Annotated in this window: 16 protein-coding genes; 15 read left to right on the forward strand and 1 reads right to left on the reverse strand. The window is 68.1% G+C overall.

Features of this window, described 5'->3' with window-relative positions; translation table 11 throughout:
* The first annotated feature begins 2 nt into the window (after nucleotides 1–2).
* The 13 genes from mraY to FHS94_RS12775 all read left to right on the forward strand — a co-directional run bounded on the left by mraY (nucleotide 3) and on the right by FHS94_RS12775 (nucleotide 16,954).
* Complete coding sequence (gene mraY / locus FHS94_RS12715) at nucleotides 3–1,073, forward strand: phospho-N-acetylmuramoyl-pentapeptide-transferase (protein WP_184058389.1); 1,071 nt, start codon at nucleotides 3–5, stop codon at nucleotides 1,071–1,073.
* Entirely contained in the window at nucleotides 1,070–2,374 is a 1,305-nt protein-coding gene (gene murD / locus FHS94_RS12720; protein ID WP_184058391.1) for a UDP-N-acetylmuramoyl-L-alanine--D-glutamate ligase, read from the forward strand. Before mraY ends, murD begins: the two co-directional genes overlap by 4 nt.
* Nucleotides 2,371–3,582, forward strand: coding sequence for an FtsW/RodA/SpoVE family cell cycle protein (locus FHS94_RS12725; protein ID WP_184058393.1), 1,212 nt, complete (start codon nucleotides 2,371–2,373; stop codon nucleotides 3,580–3,582). The genes murD and FHS94_RS12725 overlap by 4 nt, the downstream gene beginning before the upstream one ends.
* The gene (murG, locus tag FHS94_RS12730) at nucleotides 3,579–4,730 is read left to right on the forward strand and encodes an undecaprenyldiphospho-muramoylpentapeptide beta-N-acetylglucosaminyltransferase (RefSeq protein ID WP_184058395.1); all 1,152 of its coding nucleotides are present in this window, start codon (nucleotides 3,579–3,581) and stop codon (nucleotides 4,728–4,730) included. The genes FHS94_RS12725 and murG overlap by 4 nt, the downstream gene beginning before the upstream one ends.
* Before the next feature lie 52 nt (nucleotides 4,731–4,782).
* Nucleotides 4,783–6,210, forward strand: a complete 1,428-nt coding sequence (murC, locus tag FHS94_RS12735) for a UDP-N-acetylmuramate--L-alanine ligase (protein ID WP_184058397.1) — start codon at nucleotides 4,783–4,785, stop codon at nucleotides 6,208–6,210.
* Nucleotides 6,207–7,106, forward strand: coding sequence for a UDP-N-acetylmuramate dehydrogenase (gene murB, locus FHS94_RS12740; RefSeq protein WP_184058399.1), 900 nt, complete (start codon nucleotides 6,207–6,209; stop codon nucleotides 7,104–7,106). The genes murC and murB overlap by 4 nt, the downstream gene beginning before the upstream one ends.
* The gene (locus FHS94_RS12745; protein ID WP_184058401.1) at nucleotides 7,103–8,041 is read left to right on the forward strand and encodes a D-alanine--D-alanine ligase; all 939 of its coding nucleotides are present in this window, start codon (nucleotides 7,103–7,105) and stop codon (nucleotides 8,039–8,041) included. Before murB ends, FHS94_RS12745 begins: the two co-directional genes overlap by 4 nt.
* A complete protein-coding gene (locus FHS94_RS12750; protein ID WP_184058403.1) occupies nucleotides 8,038–8,973 on the forward strand; it encodes a cell division protein FtsQ/DivIB in 936 nt (311 codons plus the stop codon). The genes FHS94_RS12745 and FHS94_RS12750 overlap by 4 nt, the downstream gene beginning before the upstream one ends.
* Nucleotides 8,973–10,238: a cell division protein FtsA gene (gene ftsA, locus FHS94_RS12755; RefSeq protein ID WP_184058405.1), complete on the forward strand. Its 1,266-nt coding sequence runs from the start codon at nucleotides 8,973–8,975 to the stop codon at nucleotides 10,236–10,238. The genes FHS94_RS12750 and ftsA overlap by 1 nt, the downstream gene beginning before the upstream one ends.
* Nucleotides 10,239–10,349: 111 nt before the next feature.
* Entirely contained in the window at nucleotides 10,350–11,921 is a 1,572-nt protein-coding gene (gene ftsZ, locus FHS94_RS12760) for a cell division protein FtsZ (RefSeq protein WP_184058407.1), read from the forward strand.
* A gap of 102 nt (nucleotides 11,922–12,023) precedes the next feature.
* Complete coding sequence (locus tag FHS94_RS19795) at nucleotides 12,024–13,076, forward strand: alpha/beta hydrolase fold domain-containing protein (protein WP_221234747.1); 1,053 nt, start codon at nucleotides 12,024–12,026, stop codon at nucleotides 13,074–13,076.
* 144 nt (nucleotides 13,077–13,220) lie between these two features.
* Nucleotides 13,221–15,791 carry an SPOR domain-containing protein gene (locus tag FHS94_RS19800; RefSeq protein WP_184058410.1) on the forward strand — a complete coding sequence of 857 codons (2,571 nt, stop codon included), beginning with the start codon at nucleotides 13,221–13,223 and terminating at the stop codon, nucleotides 15,789–15,791.
* Entirely contained in the window at nucleotides 15,788–16,954 is a 1,167-nt protein-coding gene (locus FHS94_RS12775) for a deoxyguanosinetriphosphate triphosphohydrolase (RefSeq protein WP_184058412.1), read from the forward strand. Before FHS94_RS19800 ends, FHS94_RS12775 begins: the two co-directional genes overlap by 4 nt.
* A gap of 15 nt (nucleotides 16,955–16,969) precedes the next feature.
* On the opposite strand, the gene FHS94_RS12780 is transcribed toward FHS94_RS12775, so the two are convergent.
* Entirely contained in the window at nucleotides 16,970–17,272 is a 303-nt protein-coding gene (locus FHS94_RS12780) for a hypothetical protein (RefSeq protein ID WP_184058414.1), read from the reverse strand.
* 331 nt (nucleotides 17,273–17,603) lie between these two features.
* Here FHS94_RS12780 and argS point away from each other — a divergent pair, with 331 nt between their 5' ends.
* Nucleotides 17,604–19,334 (forward strand): arginine--tRNA ligase, encoded by a 1,731-nt coding sequence (gene argS, locus FHS94_RS12785; RefSeq protein WP_184058416.1) that lies wholly within the window; start codon nucleotides 17,604–17,606, stop codon nucleotides 19,332–19,334.
* A complete protein-coding gene (locus FHS94_RS12790; protein ID WP_184058418.1) occupies nucleotides 19,334–20,074 on the forward strand; it encodes an SPOR domain-containing protein in 741 nt (246 codons plus the stop codon). The genes argS and FHS94_RS12790 overlap by 1 nt, the downstream gene beginning before the upstream one ends.

A 20,074-nucleotide genomic window follows, 5' to 3' on the forward strand; every position in this document is an offset into this window, starting at 1 on the left:
GCATGCTGTACCTGCTTGCCGAGCATCTCGGCTTTCCAGGCTTGTTGAACCTCATTCGCTACCTGTCGTTCCGCACGGGTGGGGCGATCGCGACCGCGTTGTTCCTGGGCCTGTTGATCGGCCCGAAGTTCATTGGCTGGCTGCGCGTGCGGCAGGGCAAGGGCCAGCCGATCCGCCTGGACGGGCCGCAATCCCACCTCGCCAAGCGGGGCACGCCGACCATGGGCGGGTTGATGATCCTGACCAGCATCACGGTGTCGGTGCTGGTTTGGATGGACCTGGCCAACCCCTATGTCTGGGCATGCCTGGCGGTGACGCTGGGCTTTGGGCTGATCGGGTTCCTCGACGACTATGACAAGGTGCGCAAGGCGAGCACCGCGGGCGTTTCGGGCCGTACGCGGCTGGCACTCGAGTTCCTGATCGCCGGTATCGCGGCCGTGCTGATCACCTACAAGGCGGGAACGCACCTGTACCTGCCGTTCACCACGCGCATGTACCTGGACCTTGGTTGGTTCTACCCGGTCTTTGCCGCCTTCACGATCGTCGCGTTTGGCAATGCGGTGAACCTGACCGACGGTCTGGATGGTCTGGCGACCATGCCGGTCATCATCGCGTCGATCGCGTTCATGCTGATTGCGTACCTGGTCGGCAACGCGAAGTTCGCCGCCTATCTCGGTATCCACCATGTACTGGGGTCGGGAGAGTTGGCGATCCTGTGCGGCGCCATCGTCGGGGCGGGGCTGGCATTTTTGTGGTTCAACGCGCCCCCGGCAGCCGTCTTCATGGGCGACACCGGCAGCTTGGCGCTGGGCGGCGCGCTTGGCACGATCGCGGTGGTCGCGCGGCACGAGATCGTGCTCGGCATCATCGGCGGGCTGTTCGTGGTGGAGGCGCTGAGCGTCATTATCCAGGTGTTCTTTTACAAGCGCACCGGCAAGCGGGTGTTCCGCATGGCCCCGATCCACCACCATTTCGAGCAGCTCGGCTGGAACGAGAGCAAGGTCGTGATCCGGTTCTGGATCGTCGCCTTTGTACTGATGCTCGCCGGCCTTTCGACGTTGAAGCTGCGGTGATCACAAGCCGCGCCTGGGCTGGCAAGCGCTTCGCGGTGCTGGGCCTTGCGCGCTCGGGCGCGGCGACGGTCGCTGCGCTGCTGGCGAGCGGCGCGAGCGTGGTTGCCTGGGACAGCGACGCTGCAAAGCGCGTCCATCCAGGCGACGGGCAGGGCAAACTGGAATTCCGTGAGTTCGACGACCTGACCGGCTTCGACGCGCTGGTGGTGTCGCCGGGCGTGCCGCTCAACACGCATCCGCTTGCGGCCAGGGCGCGCGATGCCGGCGTGCCGATCATTGGCGACATCGAGCTGTTCGCTCAGGCCCGCGCCGAGCTGCCGCCGCACAAGGTCGTCGGGATCACCGGCACAAATGGCAAGTCGACCACCACGGCGCTGGTCACGCACATGCTGCAGACAGCCGGGGTGCCTGCCCTGATGGGCGGCAATATCGGCCTGCCGATCCTGGCGCAGCATCCGTTGGCGGAGGGCGGGGTCTATGTGCTGGAGCTGTCGAGCTACCAGATCGACCTGACGCAAAGCCTGGATTGCGACGTGGCGGTGCTGCTCAATATCACACCCGATCACCTCGACCGGTATGACAACTTCGACACCTACGCCGCGTCCAAGGCGCGGCTGTTCGCGATGCAGTCGGGGGAGCACGACGCGATCATCGGCATCGGCGACCTGCCTTCGTCGCAAATTGCACGATCGCTGTCCGCGCGGGGCGAACACCTGACCAAGATTGCACCGGGCCTGTGTCTGGACCAGCGGCGCTGGCCGGCGTTGCAGGGTCCGCACAATGCACAGAACGCGCTTGCCGCTATCGCGATCGCCAAGGCGCTGGGCGTGTCGGAGGCGGATATCGACCGCGGTCTGCAGAGCTTTGCCGGCCTGCCGCATCGGATGGAACGCGTCGCGACGCTGGACGGCGTCACCTGGGTCGATGACAGCAAGGCGACCAATCCGGAAAGCACGGCGCCGGCGCTGGCGGCGTTCCCGCGGGTGCACTGGATCCTGGGCGGGCGCGCCAAGGGCGATGATCTGGACGCTTGTGCGCCCAACTTCCCCCATGTGGTGCGCGCTTACACGATCGGTGAGGCCGGCGGACGATTTGCCGAGGTGCTGCGCGGGCGCGTTCCGGTGGAGGAAGCTGGTACGCTGGACGTCGCCGTGGCCCGCGCCGCAGCGCATGCCGAGCGAGGTGAGGTGGTGCTGTTGTCGCCCGCAGCCGCCAGCTTTGACCAGTTTCGCGATTATGAGGACCGGGGGCGTGCGTTTCGCGCGGCGGTTGAAAGCCTGACGGGGAGGGAGCGCGCATGAACGCCGACACGGGCCTCATCGCCAGGGTCAAGCGCCGGGGTGGGCGCGGGGACCGGTCGCCACTGGGTGCCTGGTTCTGGGACATCGACCGCATGCTGCTGCTGCTGACGCTGTTCCTGATCGCGATCGGGCTGGTCGCGGTCGCGGCGGCGAGCCCTGCGACCGCGGTTCGTTATTCTGGCGAGCACCGCAAGATTGCGCCGCTATACTATTTCTGGCGGCAGCTGATGTGGGTTGGCGTGTCGCTGCCGGTGATGTTCCTGGTGTCGATGCTGCCGGTCGCGACCGCCCGTCGCTTTGCACTGGGCGGTGCGGCGTTGCTGGTGGCCCTGCTCGCGGTAACGCCCTTTATCGGGGCGGTGCACAACGGCGCGCGACGCTGGATCGGGCTGGGCATCGCCGAATTCCAGCCGTCTGAGTTCCTGAAGCCCTTGTTCATCGTCACTGTCGCGTGGCTGCTGTCGTTGAAAGCCAAGGACGAAGACCTGCCAACCGTGCTGATCACGGGCGGGATGACGGCGGCGGTTGCAGTGTTGCTGATGCTGCAGCCCGACTTTGGCCAGACGGTCATCTTTTGCGTCGTGTGGATGGCGCTGCTGACCATCGCGGGAACGCCCACTCGGGTATTGTTGGGGCTTGCCGCGTGTGTGCCGGCGGGGCTGGTGGCCGCGTACCTGTTCTACAGCACGGCGCGCGCGCGTATCGACGCGTTCCTGTTTCCGGGCGTGGAGGGCGAGGGCGCGGCCGATCATTTCCAGGTCAACGCCGCACACGATACGTTGACGGCGGGCGGCTGGACCGGGACGGGCCCTGGCGGTGGGCAGGCGAAGTTCGGGTTGCCCGAGGCGCATACCGATTACATCTTCTCCGTGATCGGTGAAGAATTCGGTCTGATCGCCTGTTCGATCATCGCGATCACGTTCCTTGCCATCGTGGTGCGGGTGTTCGTGAAGCTGCTGGACGAGCATGACGAGTTCAAGCTGCTGGCCGCGTCGGGGCTTGCCGTGCAGTTCGGCGCGCAGGCGCTGGTGTCGATGTTGGTCAACACCGGGCTTGCCCCGTCAAAGGGGATGACGCTGCCCTTCATCAGCTATGGTGGGTCGTCCATGATCGCGCTGTCGATCGGAATGGGACTGTTGCTGGCCTTTACGCGTCGCAATCCGTTCCTGACGCGCAGCCCTTATGTCGTTAAGTGGGGAACGACATGAGCAAGCATTACGTCCTTGCCGCCGGGGGAACCGGCGGACACATGGTTCCTGCGTCCGCGCTGGGGGCGGAACTGATGCGCCGCGGCCACCGCGTCGCGCTGATCTCCGACCCGCGCGGGGTGCGTTTCCCCGGGCTGTTCGACGACATCCAGACGCACGTCATTCCGGCCGGCCGCTTTATGCTGAAGAAGCCAGCCCGGTGGGTGCCGGCGATGCGCGAGATGTGGCGTGGCCGGGCGATGGCGCGCGAGCTGTACCGGACGTTCAGGCCGGCGGCCGTGATCGGGTTTGGCGGCTATCCGGCCTTTCCAGCGCTGATGGGCGCCTTTGCGGAAGGCATTCCGACCGCGGTGCATGAACAGAATGCGGTGCTGGGCCGGGTCAACCGCACGGTGTCGCGGCGCGTCGACGCGATCGCGACCAGCTATGACCAGACCGAGCGCCTTTCGCCCGCGCTGGCCGGCAAGGTGCATCTGGTCGGCAACCCCGTTCGCGAAGCGGTGCTGGCGCTGAGGGCCAAGCCGTATCCGCTGCTGGAGGAGGACGGCATCTTCCGCGTGCTGGTGACTGGTGGCAGCCAGGGCGCCTCTGTGTTGAGCCAGGTGGTGCCTGACGGGCTTGCCATGCTGCCCGTCCAGTTTCGCCGCCGGTTGCAGGTGACTCATCAGGCGCGGGTCGAGGACATCGACGCCGCGCGTGCCCAATATGCGCAGCATCATATCGCCGCGGACCTGGCGACGTACCTGCCCGACATGCCCGAACAGCTTGCCTGGGCGCATCTGGTGATCGGGCGTGCGGGTGCATCGACGATTGCGGAACTGACTGCCGCTGGCCGGCCTGCGATCCTGGTGCCGCTGCCGGGCGCGACGGACGACCACCAGACCGCGAACGCGCGCGAGATCACGCGCGCTGGCGGCGCGCGCACGATCCCGCAATCCGAGTTCACGGCGGTGGAACTGGCCAAGCAGATGCAGAAGCTGGGCCTCGATCCCGCCGCGCTGGAGAATGCCGCCGGGCGCGCGCGCAGTGTCGGCCGGCCCAAGGCGGTGAGCGACCTGGCCGACCTGGTCGAAAGCCTTGATGCCCCGGTAGCGCGCCTTCCTGTCGCGGCGCCCGCACGTCCCAAGCCTGCGATGGCCGGCGCATGAAGCTTTCCTCCACAAGCTCAGGACAGGCAATCCCCCTTGGCGGAGCTGTCCGATGAAGGGCGTTGCGACCGACATCGGCACGATCCACTTCGTCGGCATCGGCGGGATCGGCATGTCCGGCATTGCCGAGGTGATGAAGAACCTTGGTTATAGCGTGCAGGGTTCGGACGTGGCCGAGGGCTATGTCGTGCAGGGCCTGCGCGACCGGGGCATCCCGGTGATGATCGGCCACGCGGCAAGCAACGTCGCGGACGCGGCGGTGGTGGTCGTCTCCACTGCGATCACCCGCTCCAACCCGGAAGTCGAGGCGGCGCTGGAAAAGCGGATTCCCGTGGTGCGTCGCGCGGAGATGCTGGCCGAACTGATGCGCCTGAAATCCACGGTCGCGGTGGCGGGCACGCACGGCAAGACGACCACGACATCGATGGTCGCGGCGCTGCTCGACGCGGGCGGGGTCGATCCGACCGTGATCAACGGCGGCATCATCAACTCCTATGGCTCCAACGCGCGCCTGGGCGCATCCGACTGGATGGTGGTGGAGGCCGACGAGAGCGACGGCAGTTTCCTGCGCCTGGACGGTACGGTGGCGGTGGTCACCAACATCGACCCCGAGCACCTGGACCATTACGGATCGTTCGAGGCGGCCAAGGACGCCTATGTCGAGTTCGTCGAGAACGTGCCCTTTTACGGCGCGGCGGTGATGTGCCTGGACCATCCAGAGGTGCAGAACATCCTGCCGCGCATCCGTGACCGGCGCGTCGTGACCTATGGCTTTTCGGCGCAGGCCGATGTGCGGGGCGCGAATGTGCAGCCCATACCGGGCGGCAACCGCTTCGATTGCCTGGTGCGTGAGCGCGACGGGTCCACGCGCGTGATCGAGGGCGTGGAGCTGCCGATGGCGGGGCGGCACAATGTCCAGAACGCGCTGGCGGCGATCGGCGTGGCGCTGGAGCTGGGCATTGACGATGAGACGGTCGCGCGCGGCTTTCATGCGTTCGGCGGGGTCAAGCGCCGCTTCACCAAGGTTGGCGAGGTCGCGGGCGCGACCGTCATCGACGATTATGGCCACCACCCGGTCGAGATTCGCGCGGTGCTGGCCGCGGCGCGCGAGAGCGTGGCTGGCGGTAGCACCGGCCGCGTGATCGCAGTCGTGCAGCCGCATCGTTATTCGCGGCTCGGCAATCTGATGGAAGAGTTCCAGACCGCGTTCAACGACGCCGACCGCGTGATCGTGACGCCGGTCTATGCCGCGGGCGAGGCGCCGGTGGCGGGCGTCGACGCACAGGCGCTGGTGGACGGGCTGAAGCGACGGGGGCACCGTTCTGCCTGCACGGTGGCGGACGTGGGTGAGCTGGCCGATGAGCTCGCAACGATCGTGCGCGCGGGCGACATGGTGGTCTGTCTGGGCGCGGGCGACATCACGAAATGGGCGGCGGGACTTGCCGAGGCCATCGGCGAGCGCAGGGTGGAGGCGGTATGAGCGGCGCCACGCTCGAGATGCCCCGCGTGCGCGGTCGCCTGACCCCGGGCGGTGCGCTGGCGCCGCTGGTCTGGTTCAAGACGGGCGGGGCGGCGCAGTGGCTGTTCGAACCGGCGGACGTGGACGACCTGTCCGACTTCCTTCGCGACCTGGACCCGGCGGTGCCGGTGATGGCGCTAGGGCTCGGGTCCAACCTGATCGTGCGTGATGGCGGGGTGCCGGGCGTGGTGGTGCGGCTGGGCAAGCCGTTCGCAAAGGTCGAGGCGGACGGGATGACGCTGCGCTGCGGAGGCGGGTCGAGCGGGATCCTGGTTTCCTCCACCGCACGCGACGCCGGGATTGCGGGGCTTGAGTTCCTGCGCTCCATCCCGGGTACGGTCGGCGGCTTCGTGCGGATGAACGGCGGCGCTTATGGGCGTGAGACGGCGGACGTGTTGACCGAGGCCGAGGTGGTGATGCGCTCTGGCGAGCGACGGGTCCTGCCGGTGGCCGAGCTTGGCTATACCTACCGCCATTCGGAGCTGCCGGCGGGCGCGGTGGTGGTCAGCGCGACGTTCCGGGGCGAGCCGGGGGATGCGGCGCAGATCCAGGCGGAGATGGACCGCATCGCCGCCGCGCGCGAAGCGTCGCAGCCGCTGCGGTCCAAGACGGGCGGATCGACCTTCAAGAACCCGGACGGGCACAAGGCCTGGGCACTGGTGGACGAAGCGGGCTGCCGCGGGCTGACGCATGGCGGCGCGCAGGTGTCGGAAAAGCATACCAACTTCCTGATCAACACGGGCGCCGCGACCAGTGCGGAGATTGAGGCGCTGGGCGAAGAGGTCCGGTCGCGAGTGAAGGCCAAGTCGGGCGTGGAGTTAGAGTGGGAAATCCAGCGCGTGGGAGTGCCCGCATGACGAGCCCGCTTCATATCGTTGTCCTGATGGGCGGCTGGTCGGGTGAGCGGCCGGTGTCGCTGATGTCGGGCGCGGGGGTTGCCGACGCGCTCGAGGGCCTGGGCCATCGCGTCACCCGCATCGACATGGATCGTGACGTCGCCGCGCGGCTGGCGGACGCGAAGCCGGACCTGGTATTCAATGCGCTGCACGGCTCGCCCGGCGAGGACGGCACGGTGCAGGGCATGATGGACCTGATGGGGATCCGCTACACCCATTCCCGGCTGGCGACATCGGTGATCGCGGTCGACAAGGTGCTGACCAAGCAGGCGTTGGTGCCGCACGGCATTCCCATGCCCGGCGGCCGCGTGATCAAGTCGGTCGAGCTGTTCGACGGCGATCCGCTCGCGCGGCCGTACGTGGTGAAGCCGGTCAACGAGGGATCGTCGCTGGGCGTCGCCATAGTCACGGCGGATGGCAATTACGGCAACCCCATCGGCCGCGATGTTGCGGGGCCGTGGCAGGAGTTCGAGGAACTGCTGGCCGAACCCTATGTGCGGGGGCGCGAGCTGACGACCGCCGTTCTGGGCGAGCGCGCACTGGGCGTGACGGAGCTGCGGCCCAAGTCGGGCTGGTATGACTTCGACGCCAAGTACACGGACGGCATGACCGAGCATGTCTATCCCGCCCGCATCCCCGACGACATTGCCGAAGCCTGCAACCGGCTGGCCTTGCAGGCCCATCGCCTGTTGGGCTGTCGCGGGTGCAGCCGGTCGGATTTCCGCTGGGACGACGAGCGCGGGGTCGACGGATTGTTCCTGCTGGAGGTGAACACCCAGCCGGGCATGACGCCGCTCAGCCTGGTACCCGAACAGGCGCGGCACAACGGGATGAGCTATCCCGAGCTGGTGCAGGCGATCGTGGACGAGGCCATGCGGGACAGCGGGTCGCCATGAGCCGCACCATCCGCCGCGGAGCCCCGCCCAAGCGCCCCCAGCCGCGCCGCACGGTGCCGGTGAAGAAGATATCGGTGATGGACCGGCTGGTCGGCGCGCTGCCGGTCAGCGAGGAAGCGTTGCGCCGCATCGCGACCTGGACCTTCTCCGGCATTGGTGGCGCGGTCGCCATCGGCGTCGCGGTGTTCCTGGGCGTACCCGGCATGATCGGGTCAGCGTTGGCCGAGGGGGCGGGGCGGGCAGGTTTTCGCGTCGAGCAGATCGACATTGTCGGCCTGAAACGGATGGACCGCGACACGGTGTACGCGCTGGCGTTGCAGGGGCGGCAGGATCAGGCGATCTTTGCCATCGACCTGGATGAAGTGCGGCGCAACCTGTTGCGCTATGGCTGGGTCGCGGACGCGCATGTGTCCCGGCGGCTGCCCGACACGCTGCTGGTCGGCATCACCGAGCGGACGCCGGCGGCGGTGTGGCAGGATCGCGGGCAGCTGACGCTGATCGATGCGACCGGGCAGCTTCTCGACCCGGTCGACCCCAGCAACATGCCCGACCTGCCGCTGATCATCGGCCCCGGCGCCGATCGGCAGGAGGCGGCGTATCAGGCGTTGCTCGACGCAGCGCCGGCGTTGAAGCCGCGAGTGCGGGCGGCGACCTGGGTCGGCAACCGACGCTGGGACCTGACGTTCGAGTCGGGTGAGGTATTGAAGCTGCCGGAAGACGGCGCCGCAGCGGCGCTGGTCCAGTTCGCGCAAAAGGACGGGGCCCATCCGTTGTTGGGGCGCGGGTGGCTCGCATTCGACATGCGCGATCCGGCCAAGTTCGTGGCGCGGCGGCCCAGTGCCAGCATGGCGCACCAGGCGGCAGATGACGGCAAGCCTGTTGAAGAACCCAAGGGTACGGGCAACTCGGCGGAATCGGGGGAGGAAGGCTGATGGCTAAGGCAGCACCGGAAGGGCTGATCACGGCGCTCGATATCGGGTCGAGCAAGGTTTCGGCGATGATCGCGCAAAAGGGGGATGGGGGCGAGCTGATCGTGCTCGGCACCGGGCAGCGGGAAAGCCGAGGCGTAAAGGGCGGCTATATCGCCGACATGGGCGCGACCGAAGCAGCCGTGCGCGAGGCGGTGGAGCAGGCCGAGCGCATCGCGGGGCTGAACATCGAGAACGTATGGGTCGGCTTTTCCGCCGGCGGGCTGGTCAGCGATGTGGCGGAAGTCGAGTTCGAGCTGGGCGGCCACCGGGTCGAACAGGCGGACATCGACGCGCTGCTGGCGGCTGGGCGCAACTCGATCGATCCGCAGGGGCGCATGGTGCTGCACGCACAGCCAGCGCTTTACACACTTGACGGCCTGACCGGGGTCAAGAAGCCGCTGGGCCTTCATGCCGATCGGCTGGGCGTGCACATCCACGTCGTTGCCGCGGATGGTTCGCCGGTCCGCAACCTCGACCTGTGTGTCCGCTCGGCGCATCTGGAGGTGAAGTCGATCATCGCTTCGCCCGTGGCGACCGGGCTTGCCTGCCTGTCCGAAGAGGAGCGGGAGCTGGGCGTGGCGCTGGTGGAGATGGGGGCAGGAATCACCAACGTGTCGCTGTTTGCAGGCGGGATGCTGGTTGGGCTGACCTCCATTCCGATGGGCGCGGCCGACATCACCGACGACATCGCCTCCGCCTTTGGCACGCGTCGCCAGCAGGCGGAGCGGATGAAGTGCTTTCACGGCAGCGCCAACGCCTCTCCACGCGACAACCACGACATGATCCCGGTGGTGCCGGTCGGCAGCGAGGATGATGCGCATGGCCACACGCAGATCACCAAGGCCGCGCTGATCGGCGTCATCCGCCAGCGGCTGGAGCATCAGATGGGCGAGGTGCGAAAAGCGCTCGCCACCCTGAAGTTCGAAGGGCCGGTGGGTCGCCAGGTCGTGCTGACCGGCGGCGGCGCGGAGTTGAAGGGGATCGCGGATTATGTGCAGCAGGCGCTTGGCCGGTCGGTGCGGATCGGCCGCCCGCGCGGGCTGACGGCACTGCCAGAGGCGCATGCCGGGCCCGCCTTCGCCACACTGGCGGGATTGGCCTTTTACGCGTCGGCCAACCCGATGGATCTGCGAGCGATCGCGCCCACTCGCGAAACGGCGGTTCACCGCCCGCGCGGCATGGGCGTGTTTCGCAAACTGATTCAGGCGGCACGTGCAAACTATTGAATCGTTTTGCGGTGTCAGCACGTTTTCCCGCTGGCACCGGGGCAAAGGTAAGCTACAAAGGTTAACAGGGGTCCCGACCTGTTTGCCGGGGATGGGCGGAAGGATACGAGTATGAGCATCGAATTCATGGCGCCGGACGTCGACGAACTGACCCCGCGTATTTCTGTTATTGGCGTTGGTGGAGCCGGCGGAAACGCCATCGCGAACATGATGCGCGCGGACGTGCAGGGCGTCGAATTCTTGGTCGCCAACACTGACGCGCAGGCGTTGAAGCAGTCGATTGCGCCCCATCGCGTTCAGTTGGGCAGCAAGATCACGCAAGGCCTGGGCGCGGGCGCACGGCCGGAGATCGGCCGCGCGGCGGCCGAGGAGACCATCGATCAGCTCGCCAAGCAGCTGGAAGGAAGCCACATGTGCTTCATCGCTGCCGGCATGGGCGGCGGCACCGGCACCGGCGCTGCTCCCGTCATCGCCAAGGCGGCGCGTGACATGGGCATCCTGACCGTTGGCGTCGTGACCAAGCCCTTCTCCTTCGAAGGCAACCGTCGCGCCAAGGCGGCCGAGCAGGGGATCGAGGAGCTTCAGAAATACGTCGACACCCTGATCGTCATCCCGAACCAGAACCTGTTCCTGATCGCCAACGCGAACACGACCTTCAAGGAAGCGTTCTCGATGGCGGACGAGGTGCTGCAGCAGGGCGTGCGCGGCATCACCGACCTGATGGTCATGCCCGGCCTGATCAACCTCGACTTCGCCGACGTCCGCTCCGTGATGCAGGAGATGGGCAAGGCGATGATGGGCACCGGCGAGGCGGACGGCGACAACCGCGCGCTGGAAGCTGCGCAAAAGGCGATCGCCAACCCGCTGCTCGACGGCGTGTCGATGCAGGGTGCGAAGGGCGTGATCATCTCCATCACCGGCGGCGACGACATGCGCCTGCTGGAAGTGGACGAGGCCGCGAACCACATCCGCGAGCTGGTCGATCCCGACGCGAACATCATCTGGGGCTCCGCCTTCAACCCCGAACTGGAAGGCCGCATCCGCGTGTCGGTCGTCGCGACCGGCATCGAAGCGGAGGCGCGGCCGGAGCTGTCACAGGCTCGCGAGGCTGAGCCGACCACCACGCGCGGCTTCTCCTTCGGCCTGGGCCGCAAGGTAGACGAGCCCGCATCGTTCCGCCCGAGCGGCGCGACTGCCACGCCAAAGGCCCCGCCCGCACCCGCGCCGCAGGAAGAGCCTGTTGCCGCTGCGCCGGAGTCCGAGCCTGTTGCGCAATCGCAGGACGAGGAACTGGTGCTCGGCGCCGAGGAGATGGTGGAAACGCCAGCTCCTGCCGAGCAAGCACCTGCGCCCGCGCCTGCGCCTGCGCCCGTGCAAAGCCAGCCGGCAGCTAAGCCTGCGCCAGCTGCCAGGCCGGCGCCCGCCACGGCGGCACGGTCCTCTGCCGCCACGGCACCGGCAACGGCAGGTGACGATGCCGCCGCCCGCCGCCGCTGGCTTGCCCCGGGCGCGGAAGCAGACGCAGAGCCGGCGCCGGCTCCGCGCGTGAAGCTTGGCGGGACGCTGTTCGAGCGGATGAGCAACGCCGCGCGCGGCACTGGCGCTGCCCGGGACGAGAACGCGGAGGGCGAGCCTGCGCCGCTGGACATCCCGCGTTTCCTGCACCGTCAGAACAACCAGTAAAGCATGTTGATGCGACGGCGCCGAGAGGTGCCGTCGCAGATGCCTGAGCCCGACGCGCTGCGCGGCCCATCCAGGGCGTCGATTGCTCAACGGATCGGACACGTGCCCCGGACTTCGCTGTGCACCCCCATCGGCCGGATCGTTAGATCGATGATGCTGATCGGCGCGATCGCGGCTGGGACTGGCGACGCCACGGCTGGAGCGAAGAGGCAACAGGTCGCCCCGGACGGCATCCCATCCCCCGACCCTGACCACCTTATCGACATCGGCCGCTGGAATCCGGCGGGCGGGCGGCAGCAGATCCCGCTCTGGCCGGCAGGGCTGGCGATGGCAAAACCGGAGACGGACAAGCCGGAGACCACGGTCAAGGGCACGCGGCTTGTCGGCGGCCGTAGCTGGTCGGCGGTGATGAACGTTTCGACCCCGACCATGACCGTGTATCCACCACGTGGCCGGAATGGCGGCGCGGCGATGCTGGTGCTGCCCGGCGGTGGCTATGAGGTCGTCGCGATCGACCTGGAAGGCACGGAGATCTGCGACTGGGTGACGGCGCAGGGTATGACGTGCATCCTGCTGAAGTACCGGGTTCCACAAAGCTGGCATGCTGGCCCGAACGGGGCCGAGCGCGCGCCGCCGGTTCAGCTTGCTTTACAGGACGCGCAGCGCGCGATGAGCCTGATCCGGTACCGGGCGGCGACGCTGAAGATTGATCCGCGCCGGGTCGGCGTGATCGGCTTTTCAGCGGGCGGTCACCTGGTTCAGGCGGTCAGCAACGCCGATCGCCGAAGCTACAAGCCCGTTGACGCGGCGGATAGTCAGCCGTCACGCCCGGACCTCGCGATTGCCCTGTACCCAGGCCATATCCGGGACTCTTCGGGCGGAAAGGCGAGTGACAACACCCGGCTTGCGCCTTGGATCACCGTCAGCCCCAAAGCGCCCCCGACGTTCATTCTTCACAGCGTCAACGATCCCACGGACAGTGTGTACCAGTCCTTCGCCTATGGCCTGGCGCTGAAGAAGGCGGGTGTGCCGTTCGAGATGCATCTGTACGCCTATGGCGGGCACGCCTTTGGATTGCGGCCGAGCAAGGTGGCGATGACCGCCGAATGGCCAGGGCTGGTGGTGCAGTGGCTGCACAGCCTGGGAATAGGGTAATGGGTGGCGTGGCTTTCCATGCCCCGTACTTTGCGCCCCTGGATGATACGACGTTGCTCGTCGCCGCGCCTGCTCGCTTCATCGCGCCAGATGCTGTTGATCATTGCCGGTTCAGGCTCAATCGGGCTTAAACCGGTGCGATACATGCGAGTTCTTATACCCTCCACGCTGGCACTCGCCCTTTCGCTGGCCAGTGCCCCGACCGCTCTTTCGGCGCAGGCCCTGGTGCAGGCTGTGCCTGGCAGCACCGATGCCGACCGGCTGGGCGATACGATGCGGCGCCTGGCGACCAACCCCGGTGACCTGAGCGCGCTTCTGGACGCTGGCGAGCTGTCGTTGCGCGTCGACGATCTGAGCGGCGCGGCGTCGTTGTTCGCGCGCGCGGACAAGGTCGACCCGCGCAATGCCCGCGCGAAGGCGGGGATGGGCGCGATCCTGGTTCGGGCCGAGCGTCCCGGCGAAGCGCTTCGCTACTTTGCGCAGGCCGAGTCGCTGGGTCTGGCCCCGGCGCGCATGGCGGCCGACCGCGGCTTTGCCTATGACCTGATCGGCGAGCAGGAGCGGGCGCAACGCGATTATCGGCTGGCCCTGAAGACCGAGAGCAATGACGAGCTGTTGCGCCGTTACGCCCTGTCGCTGGGGATTTCGGGGCGGCGCGAGCAGGCGCTGGCCGTGCTCGAGCCGCTGATCCGGCGTTCGGACCGAGGCGCATGGCGTGCGCGGGCATTCGTGCTGGCGATGACTGGCGACGTTCCGGGCGCGACGACGATTGCCAGCACCATGATGCCGGGTGGCACGGCACAGGGGCTGCAGCCCTTCTTCCAGCAGCTGCCCTCGTTGGGCGCATCGGACCGGGCGTTCGCCGTGCACTTTGGCGAGATCCGCCCCACGCCCGAACGGCTGGCGGATGCTCGGCTGGCGCCGGCCCTGATGCCGCTCGCGCCCGAGCCGCAGCCGCAGGTGGCGGTGGCATCGGTTCAGCCGGCGCGCACCGACGATCGTCGCGATGACCGCCGCGGCCGCTCCGGACGTGACCGGCGTGCGGAACGCGAGGCGCGGCGCGCGGCGGCGCTGGCGTCTGTCCGGCCGGCGCTCACATCGGCACCGGCGCGGGTTGCGGCGACGACCGTGGTACAGCCGGTTCCGGCTCGCGTCGGATCGGTTGGTCAGCCGGCGCCGACTCAGGCTGCCTCTGTTCCGCAGCCCGGCCAGTTCGCGACAGCGCGCCCTGTGCAGACGCCGGCATTCCCATCGCAGGTCGGGCCGTCGCAGCCTGCAACACCGGCTCTTGCGGCCAACACCGGAACGGCGAACGCCGGGGTTCAGGCGCGGCCCTTTGCGACGGCGCCGGTGCAGGTGCCCGCTCCTGTGCCGGGAGCGCTCGCGACGCGAACCGCACCTCCCGCCACGCAGCCCGCCCCCATGGGATTGGCGTCAAGCTCGGCGGCGTCAGCTGCACGGCCATTCAGCACCCAGCCTGCGCCTGTCGGGTCGGGAGCGAACCCGGCGCTTTCGGCCGTGCGGCCTCCTTCACCGCCTGCGCCGGTGACGCTGGCGTCCAATCCGGCGACGGCGTCTGGACGTGGTACAACGGTCGCGCCCGGCTTCGTAACCGATACAGGCGGGGCGGTTGCTCCTGCTACGGCCCCCAATCCTGGCGTGCTGGCGGCCGCGGCTGAAAGCAGCACCTCCGTGTCGGCTGTGAACCCGGCCGGATCGGCGCCCGTCGCGGTAGCCAGCATGGCGGCCGCGCCAGCAGTGCCCGCCCCGATCGCGCCGCCTCCGCCTATCCGCCCTGCGCAAGACTCGGTGTTGGCGCGGATCATCGCGAACCTGTCGATCCCGGCTGCGGAGCTGAACGTTGCGCCCGGCCGCGCGCGCGCCAGCGTCGCCGAAGCCCGCGCCCGGGCGGCGGAGGACAGCGCCGAGCGCCGCGCCGCAGTGCGCCGCCTTGCGTCGGCGGAACCGCTGCGTGCCGAAACGGGCGCGCGGCGGCGTCGCGGCACGACCGAAGCGGACGCGGGTGAGGATGAAGGTGCCGCGCCCGCCGCTCGCACGCGCACAGGGTCGGCCGCACCCGGTCGCCGGCGTGGATCTAGCGCGGAGTTGGCCGAGGCCGAGGCCCCCGTGAGGACAAGCGTCACCCGTGATCGGCGCGGGCGCAGGGTGGTCCGGACGGAGATCGTGGAGGCCGATGCACCCGGCGCGACCAGCAGCGCGCGCAGTCGGCGCGGCCAAGTGGATGCCGACGAGGCGACGCCCCGTGCCGGGAAGCGCGGCGCAAAGACTGAGCTGGCCGCCAAGGACACGGCGACCGGTGGCCGGGGCAGCCGCAATCGCAAGGACGAGGACGAGGACACCGGCAAGGCGGGCAAGGGTTCGACCCGCACGGCATCAGGACGCGACGGCAAGACCGAAGGTCGTGCTGACAAGGCGGAAGCCGGGCGGGTTTGGGTGCAGGTCGCAACCGGCGCGCGCGACGCGGACCTGCCCAAGGCCTGGTCAACCGTCAGGAACAAGGCGCCAGAGGTGTTCAAGGGCCGGAGCGGCTATGCCACGCCATTGCGGTCAACCAACCGTGTCGTCACCGGCCCGTTCAAGACGCAGGCCGAGGCGCAGGCCTTCGTGAACGGTTTGGCCAAGAAGGGCGTGGCCGCCTCCACCTTCACGAGCGACGCCGGGCAGAAGATCGCCAAGCTGCCGACCGATAAGTGAGGCCGGCTGCACCTTATGCGGCCAATCCGTCGCTGAGTCGCGGCCGCCATCATCACGAGGGCGACTCGACCGAACGGGGGCCGCGCGACGCGTTCCAGCGTGACCGCGACCGGGTGATCCATTCGATCAGCTTTCGTCGGCTGCGGCACAAGACCCAGGTGTTCCTGTCACCGGACGGTGACCATTTTCGCGTCCGCCTGACCCACAGCCTGGAGGTCGCGCAGATCGGTCGCACGATCGCGCGGACGCTGGGGTTGAACGAGGACCTGACCGAGGCGCTCTGCCTGGCGCATGACATCGGCCACCCGCCCTTTGGCCATGCCGGGGAGGATGCGCTGAAAGAGGCGATGGCCGAGGCGGGCGGGTTCGACCACAATGGCCACACCCTTCGCGTCCTGACCACGATCGAGCGGCCGTACCCGCGATTTTCCGGGCTGAACCTGACGTGGGAAACGCTGGAAGGACTGGCGAAGCATAACGGGCCGGTGCGCCGTCCCGGTTGGGCGCTGGCGGCGGCGGACGCGGATTTCGCGTTGGAGCTGACGCAATGGTCGTCACTGGAAGCGCAGGTCGCCGCGATTGCGGACGACATCGCCTATGACAATCACGACATCGATGACGGCCTGCGTGCCGGGCTGCTGACGCTGGACCAGCTGATGGCGGTGCCCCTGGTCCAGGCAAGCTGGGCGGCGGCGTGCGCGCGCTTTCCGGACGTCGAGCATGCGCGGCTGACGGGAGAGCTGGTGCGCGGCCAGATCGGGGCGATGGCGAACGACCTGATCGCCGAAACGCGTCGGCGGATCGCGGAAGCGGGGGTTACCTCACCCGATGACGTGCGGAACGCGGGATGCGCGCTGGTCGGATTTTCCGAGGCGATGCGGACGCAGGAGCGCGACCTGAAGCGCTTCATGTACGCGAACCTGTACCATCACCCGACCCAACTCGCCGCCGCTGCGACGGCCCGACAGATCGTGTCGGGGCTGTTCGCGGGTTATCGCGCGAACCCCGCCGCGCTGCCGGCAGAGTGGCGCGAGCGGCTGCCCGAGAGTGAGCCCGACCGCAGCCGCCACATCGCCGATTTCATTGCGGGAATGACCGACCGGTACGCGATCGCGCGCTACGTGGAGGTAGTGGGGCCGATCGACGTGCCGGAAGGCTTCTGACGCCCGCCTACCCGATCAGGGCAGCATGGCGAGTTCTGCGCGGGGCGAGGCAGGTGCCGCAGGGGCGGTGAAGGCGACCGGGTAGCCGCCGGCCGTTCCCGTGACCTCCTTGCCGCGTACCCGCAACCGAAAGCGCGTACCGGCGGGGTAGCCGCGCCCTTCGATCACCTGGTCACGGCCGACCTGCCGTACGGTGTAGATGTATGTTTTTCCACCATCGGTGACCCGCTGCTTGATCGGCTCGCCAGCCGAAGCGGGCATGGCCGTCGCGAGAACGGGAGCGGCGAGGAGGGCTGCAAGGGTGAAGGTGGTGCGCATCGGGCAAGCTCCTGGCTAGGGAGAGAACAGTTGCAAAGCGCAACTAGTAAACGCCTTTCGGAGATAAGTTGCAAATGCAAACTTATCATCTCGGGTTGAGCCCGGTGCAATTTGCTGGCCGATGTTTCCTCCCGGTGCTGATTTTAAGCTGTCCTACAGCTGGCGGCACATGCCATGCCGGGGCCATGCCCAGCCCAATCCCCAATGCCCGCCCCACGATCCGCGAGAGGGGAGGGCCGCCCGTGTTGGCCCTCGCCGCCAGCCGCCGGACCCTTGCGCAATGCCTGGTGGTGTTTGAACCGCGCGTGGCCTTCGGCTAACGCGCGCGCCCATGTCTCTTTACACCCGCTTCGCCGCCCATCTTGATGCCGCGCTCGACGACCTGACCCTTGCGGGCAAGCTTCCCGAGGGGCTGGACCGCCGCAACGTCACGGTGGAGCCGCCGCGCGATGCCAGCCATGGCGACCTGGCGACCAATGCCGCGATGGTGCTGGCCAAGCCAGCCGCCACCAACCCGCGCGCGCTAGCAGAGGCGCTGGTCGCCGAACTGTCCAAGCTGCCCGAAGTAGAAGGCGCGAGCGTTGCCGGCCCGGGCTTCATCAACCTACGCCTGACCGCCGACACCTGGCGCGACGAGCTGGCGACGATCGCGCGCGATGCGGGCGCCTATGGCCGATCCTCGGTCGGTGACGGGATCACGGTTAACGTCGAATATGTGTCGGCCAACCCGACCGGGCCGATGCACATGGGGCATTGCCGCGGCGCCGTGGTGGGTGACGCGCTGGCTAGCCTGCTCGAGTTCGCCGGACATCGCGTGATCCGCGAGTACTACGTCAACGATGCCGGCGGCCAAGTCGACGTGCTCGCCCGCTCCGCGCACCTGCGCTACCGCGAGGCGCTGGGCGAAGACGTCGGCGCGGTGCCGGAGGGGCTGTATCCGGGTGACTATCTGGTCCCGGTCGGCCAGGCGCTCGCCGCCGAGTTCGGCGACCGGTATGCGTCGGCGCCCGAGAGCGAGTGGCTCGTCCTGTTCCGCACCCGCGCGGTGGCCGCGATGATGGACCTGATCCGCGCCGACCTGGCGCTGCTCGGCATTCACCACAACCTGTTCTCGTCGGAGGCCGAGTTGCAGGCGGCGGGCAAGCCGGAGGCGGCCGAAGCCGAACTGCGCAGCCGTGGCCTGGTTTATGATGGAACGCTGGAAGCGCCCAAGGGCGAGGTGCCCGATGATTGGGAGCCGGTGGAGCTGCCCTTGTTCCGGTCCACCGCGTTCGGCGACGATCAGGATCGCCCGATAAAGAAATCCAACGGGTCCTGGACCTATTTCGGTGCCGACCTCGCCTATCACTATCAAAAGGCGCAGAGCGCGGACCAGCTGATCGACATCTGGGGCGCGGACCATGCCGGTACGGTGAAGCGCATCGTCGCGGCGGTCGCCGCGCTGACGGGTGGGCAGACGCGGTTCGACGTGAAGCTTGTCCAGATGGTGCGGCTGTTGCGCGGTGGCGAGCCGGTGAAGATGTCCAAGCGGGCCGGCAACTTCGTGACGCTGGCTGACGTGGTGCGGGAAGTGGGGCGCGACGTGGTGCGCTTCACCATGCTGACCCGGCGGGCCGATGCGCAGATGGATTTCGACTTCGCCAAGGTGGTCGAGGCATCCAAGGACAACCCGGTTTTCTACGTCCAGTACGCCCATGCCCGTATCGCGTCGGTCGGCCGGCGTGCCGCGGCGGCGGGGATCAGCGTTGCGGGAACGCCCGACCTGTCCCGTCTTGACACCGATGAGCTGGAACTGGTGAAGCTCGCGGCGCAATTTCCGCGCACCGTGGAGATCGCTGCGGCGGCGCGTGAACCGCACCGGATCGCGTTTTATCTGTATGACTTGGCAGCCGCCTTTCACGCGCTGTGGAACGTCGGTAATGACCGCCCGGACCGCCGCTTCATCCAGGAGGATGACGCAGGTATCAGCGGCGCGCGTCTGTTCTTGGCGAGCGGCATCGCGCAGATTATTCGTAACGGGCTCGACATCATGGGGGTCGAGGCGGTTTCGGAGATGAATTGATGCCGGACGAGATGGACCTGCGCCCTTCTCAGATCCACGAGGAAGACCGGCTGCCCTGGCTCGAAACGGTGGAACCGGACGAGCCGCGAGGCCCGGGGGCGGGCCGCGTGGTCGCGTCCGTGCTTCTGGGGCTGGTGGTGCTCGCCGGCCTGGTCTGGGGTATCTACAAGCTGCAACGCGCCAGCCAGAGCCCGGACGGCCAGCTGATCGCGGCGCAGGAGGGCAGCTACAAGGTGCGTCCGACGGACCCCGGCGGGATGAAGGTAAAGGGCGAGGGCGATGCCGCCATCGCGACCAGCGCGGGCAAGGGATCGGGCACGGGCGCGATCGACCTCGGCGCGATGCCCGAAGCACCCGTTTCAGGCCGGCGCCAGGTCGCGCAACCGGACAAGCAGGACGATGGAGCCGCCAGCGCGGTGGCAGCGGTGCCGGCGTCTGGCGGCAAGCTGAAGGCGACCGCCCCGGTCGGCGCGAACCGGCCGGCGGCGGCGCCGATCCCGGCGGGCGGATCGCTGGTTCAGCTTGGCGCCTATCCCAGCGAGAGCGTGGCCAATGCGGCCTGGACCAGCTTTTCCAAGCGGTTCGGCTATATCGCCCAGCTCGGCAAGTCGGTGCAGCCAGTCGCCACCGGAGGGCGGACGCTGTATCGCCTGCGCGTGAACGCCGGCAGCGCCAACCAGGCAGCCGATATTTGCGGGCGGCTGCGCGTCGCGGGCGAAAGCTGCTTTGTCGCATCATAG

The sequence above is a fragment of the Sphingomonas aerophila genome (genome assembly GCF_014199305.1).
Lineage (GTDB): Bacteria > Pseudomonadota > Alphaproteobacteria > Sphingomonadales > Sphingomonadaceae > Sphingomonas > Sphingomonas aerophila.

Bases quoted from the DNA above. Each gene is read 5' to 3' on its own strand.
- mraY (WP_184058389.1), top strand. From the start codon at position 3: ATGCTGTACCTGCTTGCCGAGCATCTCGGCTTTCCAGGCTTGTTGAAC.
- FHS94_RS12725 (WP_184058393.1), top strand. From the start codon at position 2,371: ATGAACGCCGACACGGGCCTCATCGCCAGGGTCAAGCGCCGGGGTGGG.
- murG (WP_184058395.1), top strand. From the start codon at position 3,579: ATGAGCAAGCATTACGTCCTTGCCGCCGGGGGAACCGGCGGACACATG.
- murC (WP_184058397.1), top strand. From the start codon at position 4,783: ATGAAGGGCGTTGCGACCGACATCGGCACGATCCACTTCGTCGGCATC.
- murB (WP_184058399.1), top strand. From the start codon at position 6,207: ATGAGCGGCGCCACGCTCGAGATGCCCCGCGTGCGCGGTCGCCTGACC.
- FHS94_RS12745 (WP_184058401.1), top strand. From the start codon at position 7,103: ATGACGAGCCCGCTTCATATCGTTGTCCTGATGGGCGGCTGGTCGGGT.
- FHS94_RS12750 (WP_184058403.1), top strand. From the start codon at position 8,038: ATGAGCCGCACCATCCGCCGCGGAGCCCCGCCCAAGCGCCCCCAGCCG.
- ftsA (WP_184058405.1), top strand. From the start codon at position 8,973: ATGGCTAAGGCAGCACCGGAAGGGCTGATCACGGCGCTCGATATCGGG.
- ftsZ (WP_184058407.1), top strand. From the start codon at position 10,350: ATGAGCATCGAATTCATGGCGCCGGACGTCGACGAACTGACCCCGCGT.
- FHS94_RS19800 (WP_184058410.1), top strand. From the start codon at position 13,221: ATGCGAGTTCTTATACCCTCCACGCTGGCACTCGCCCTTTCGCTGGCC.
- FHS94_RS12780 (WP_184058414.1), bottom strand. From the start codon at position 17,272: ATGCGCACCACCTTCACCCTTGCAGCCCTCCTCGCCGCTCCCGTTCTC.
- argS (WP_184058416.1), top strand. From the start codon at position 17,604: ATGTCTCTTTACACCCGCTTCGCCGCCCATCTTGATGCCGCGCTCGAC.
- FHS94_RS12790 (WP_184058418.1), top strand. From the start codon at position 19,334: ATGCCGGACGAGATGGACCTGCGCCCTTCTCAGATCCACGAGGAAGAC.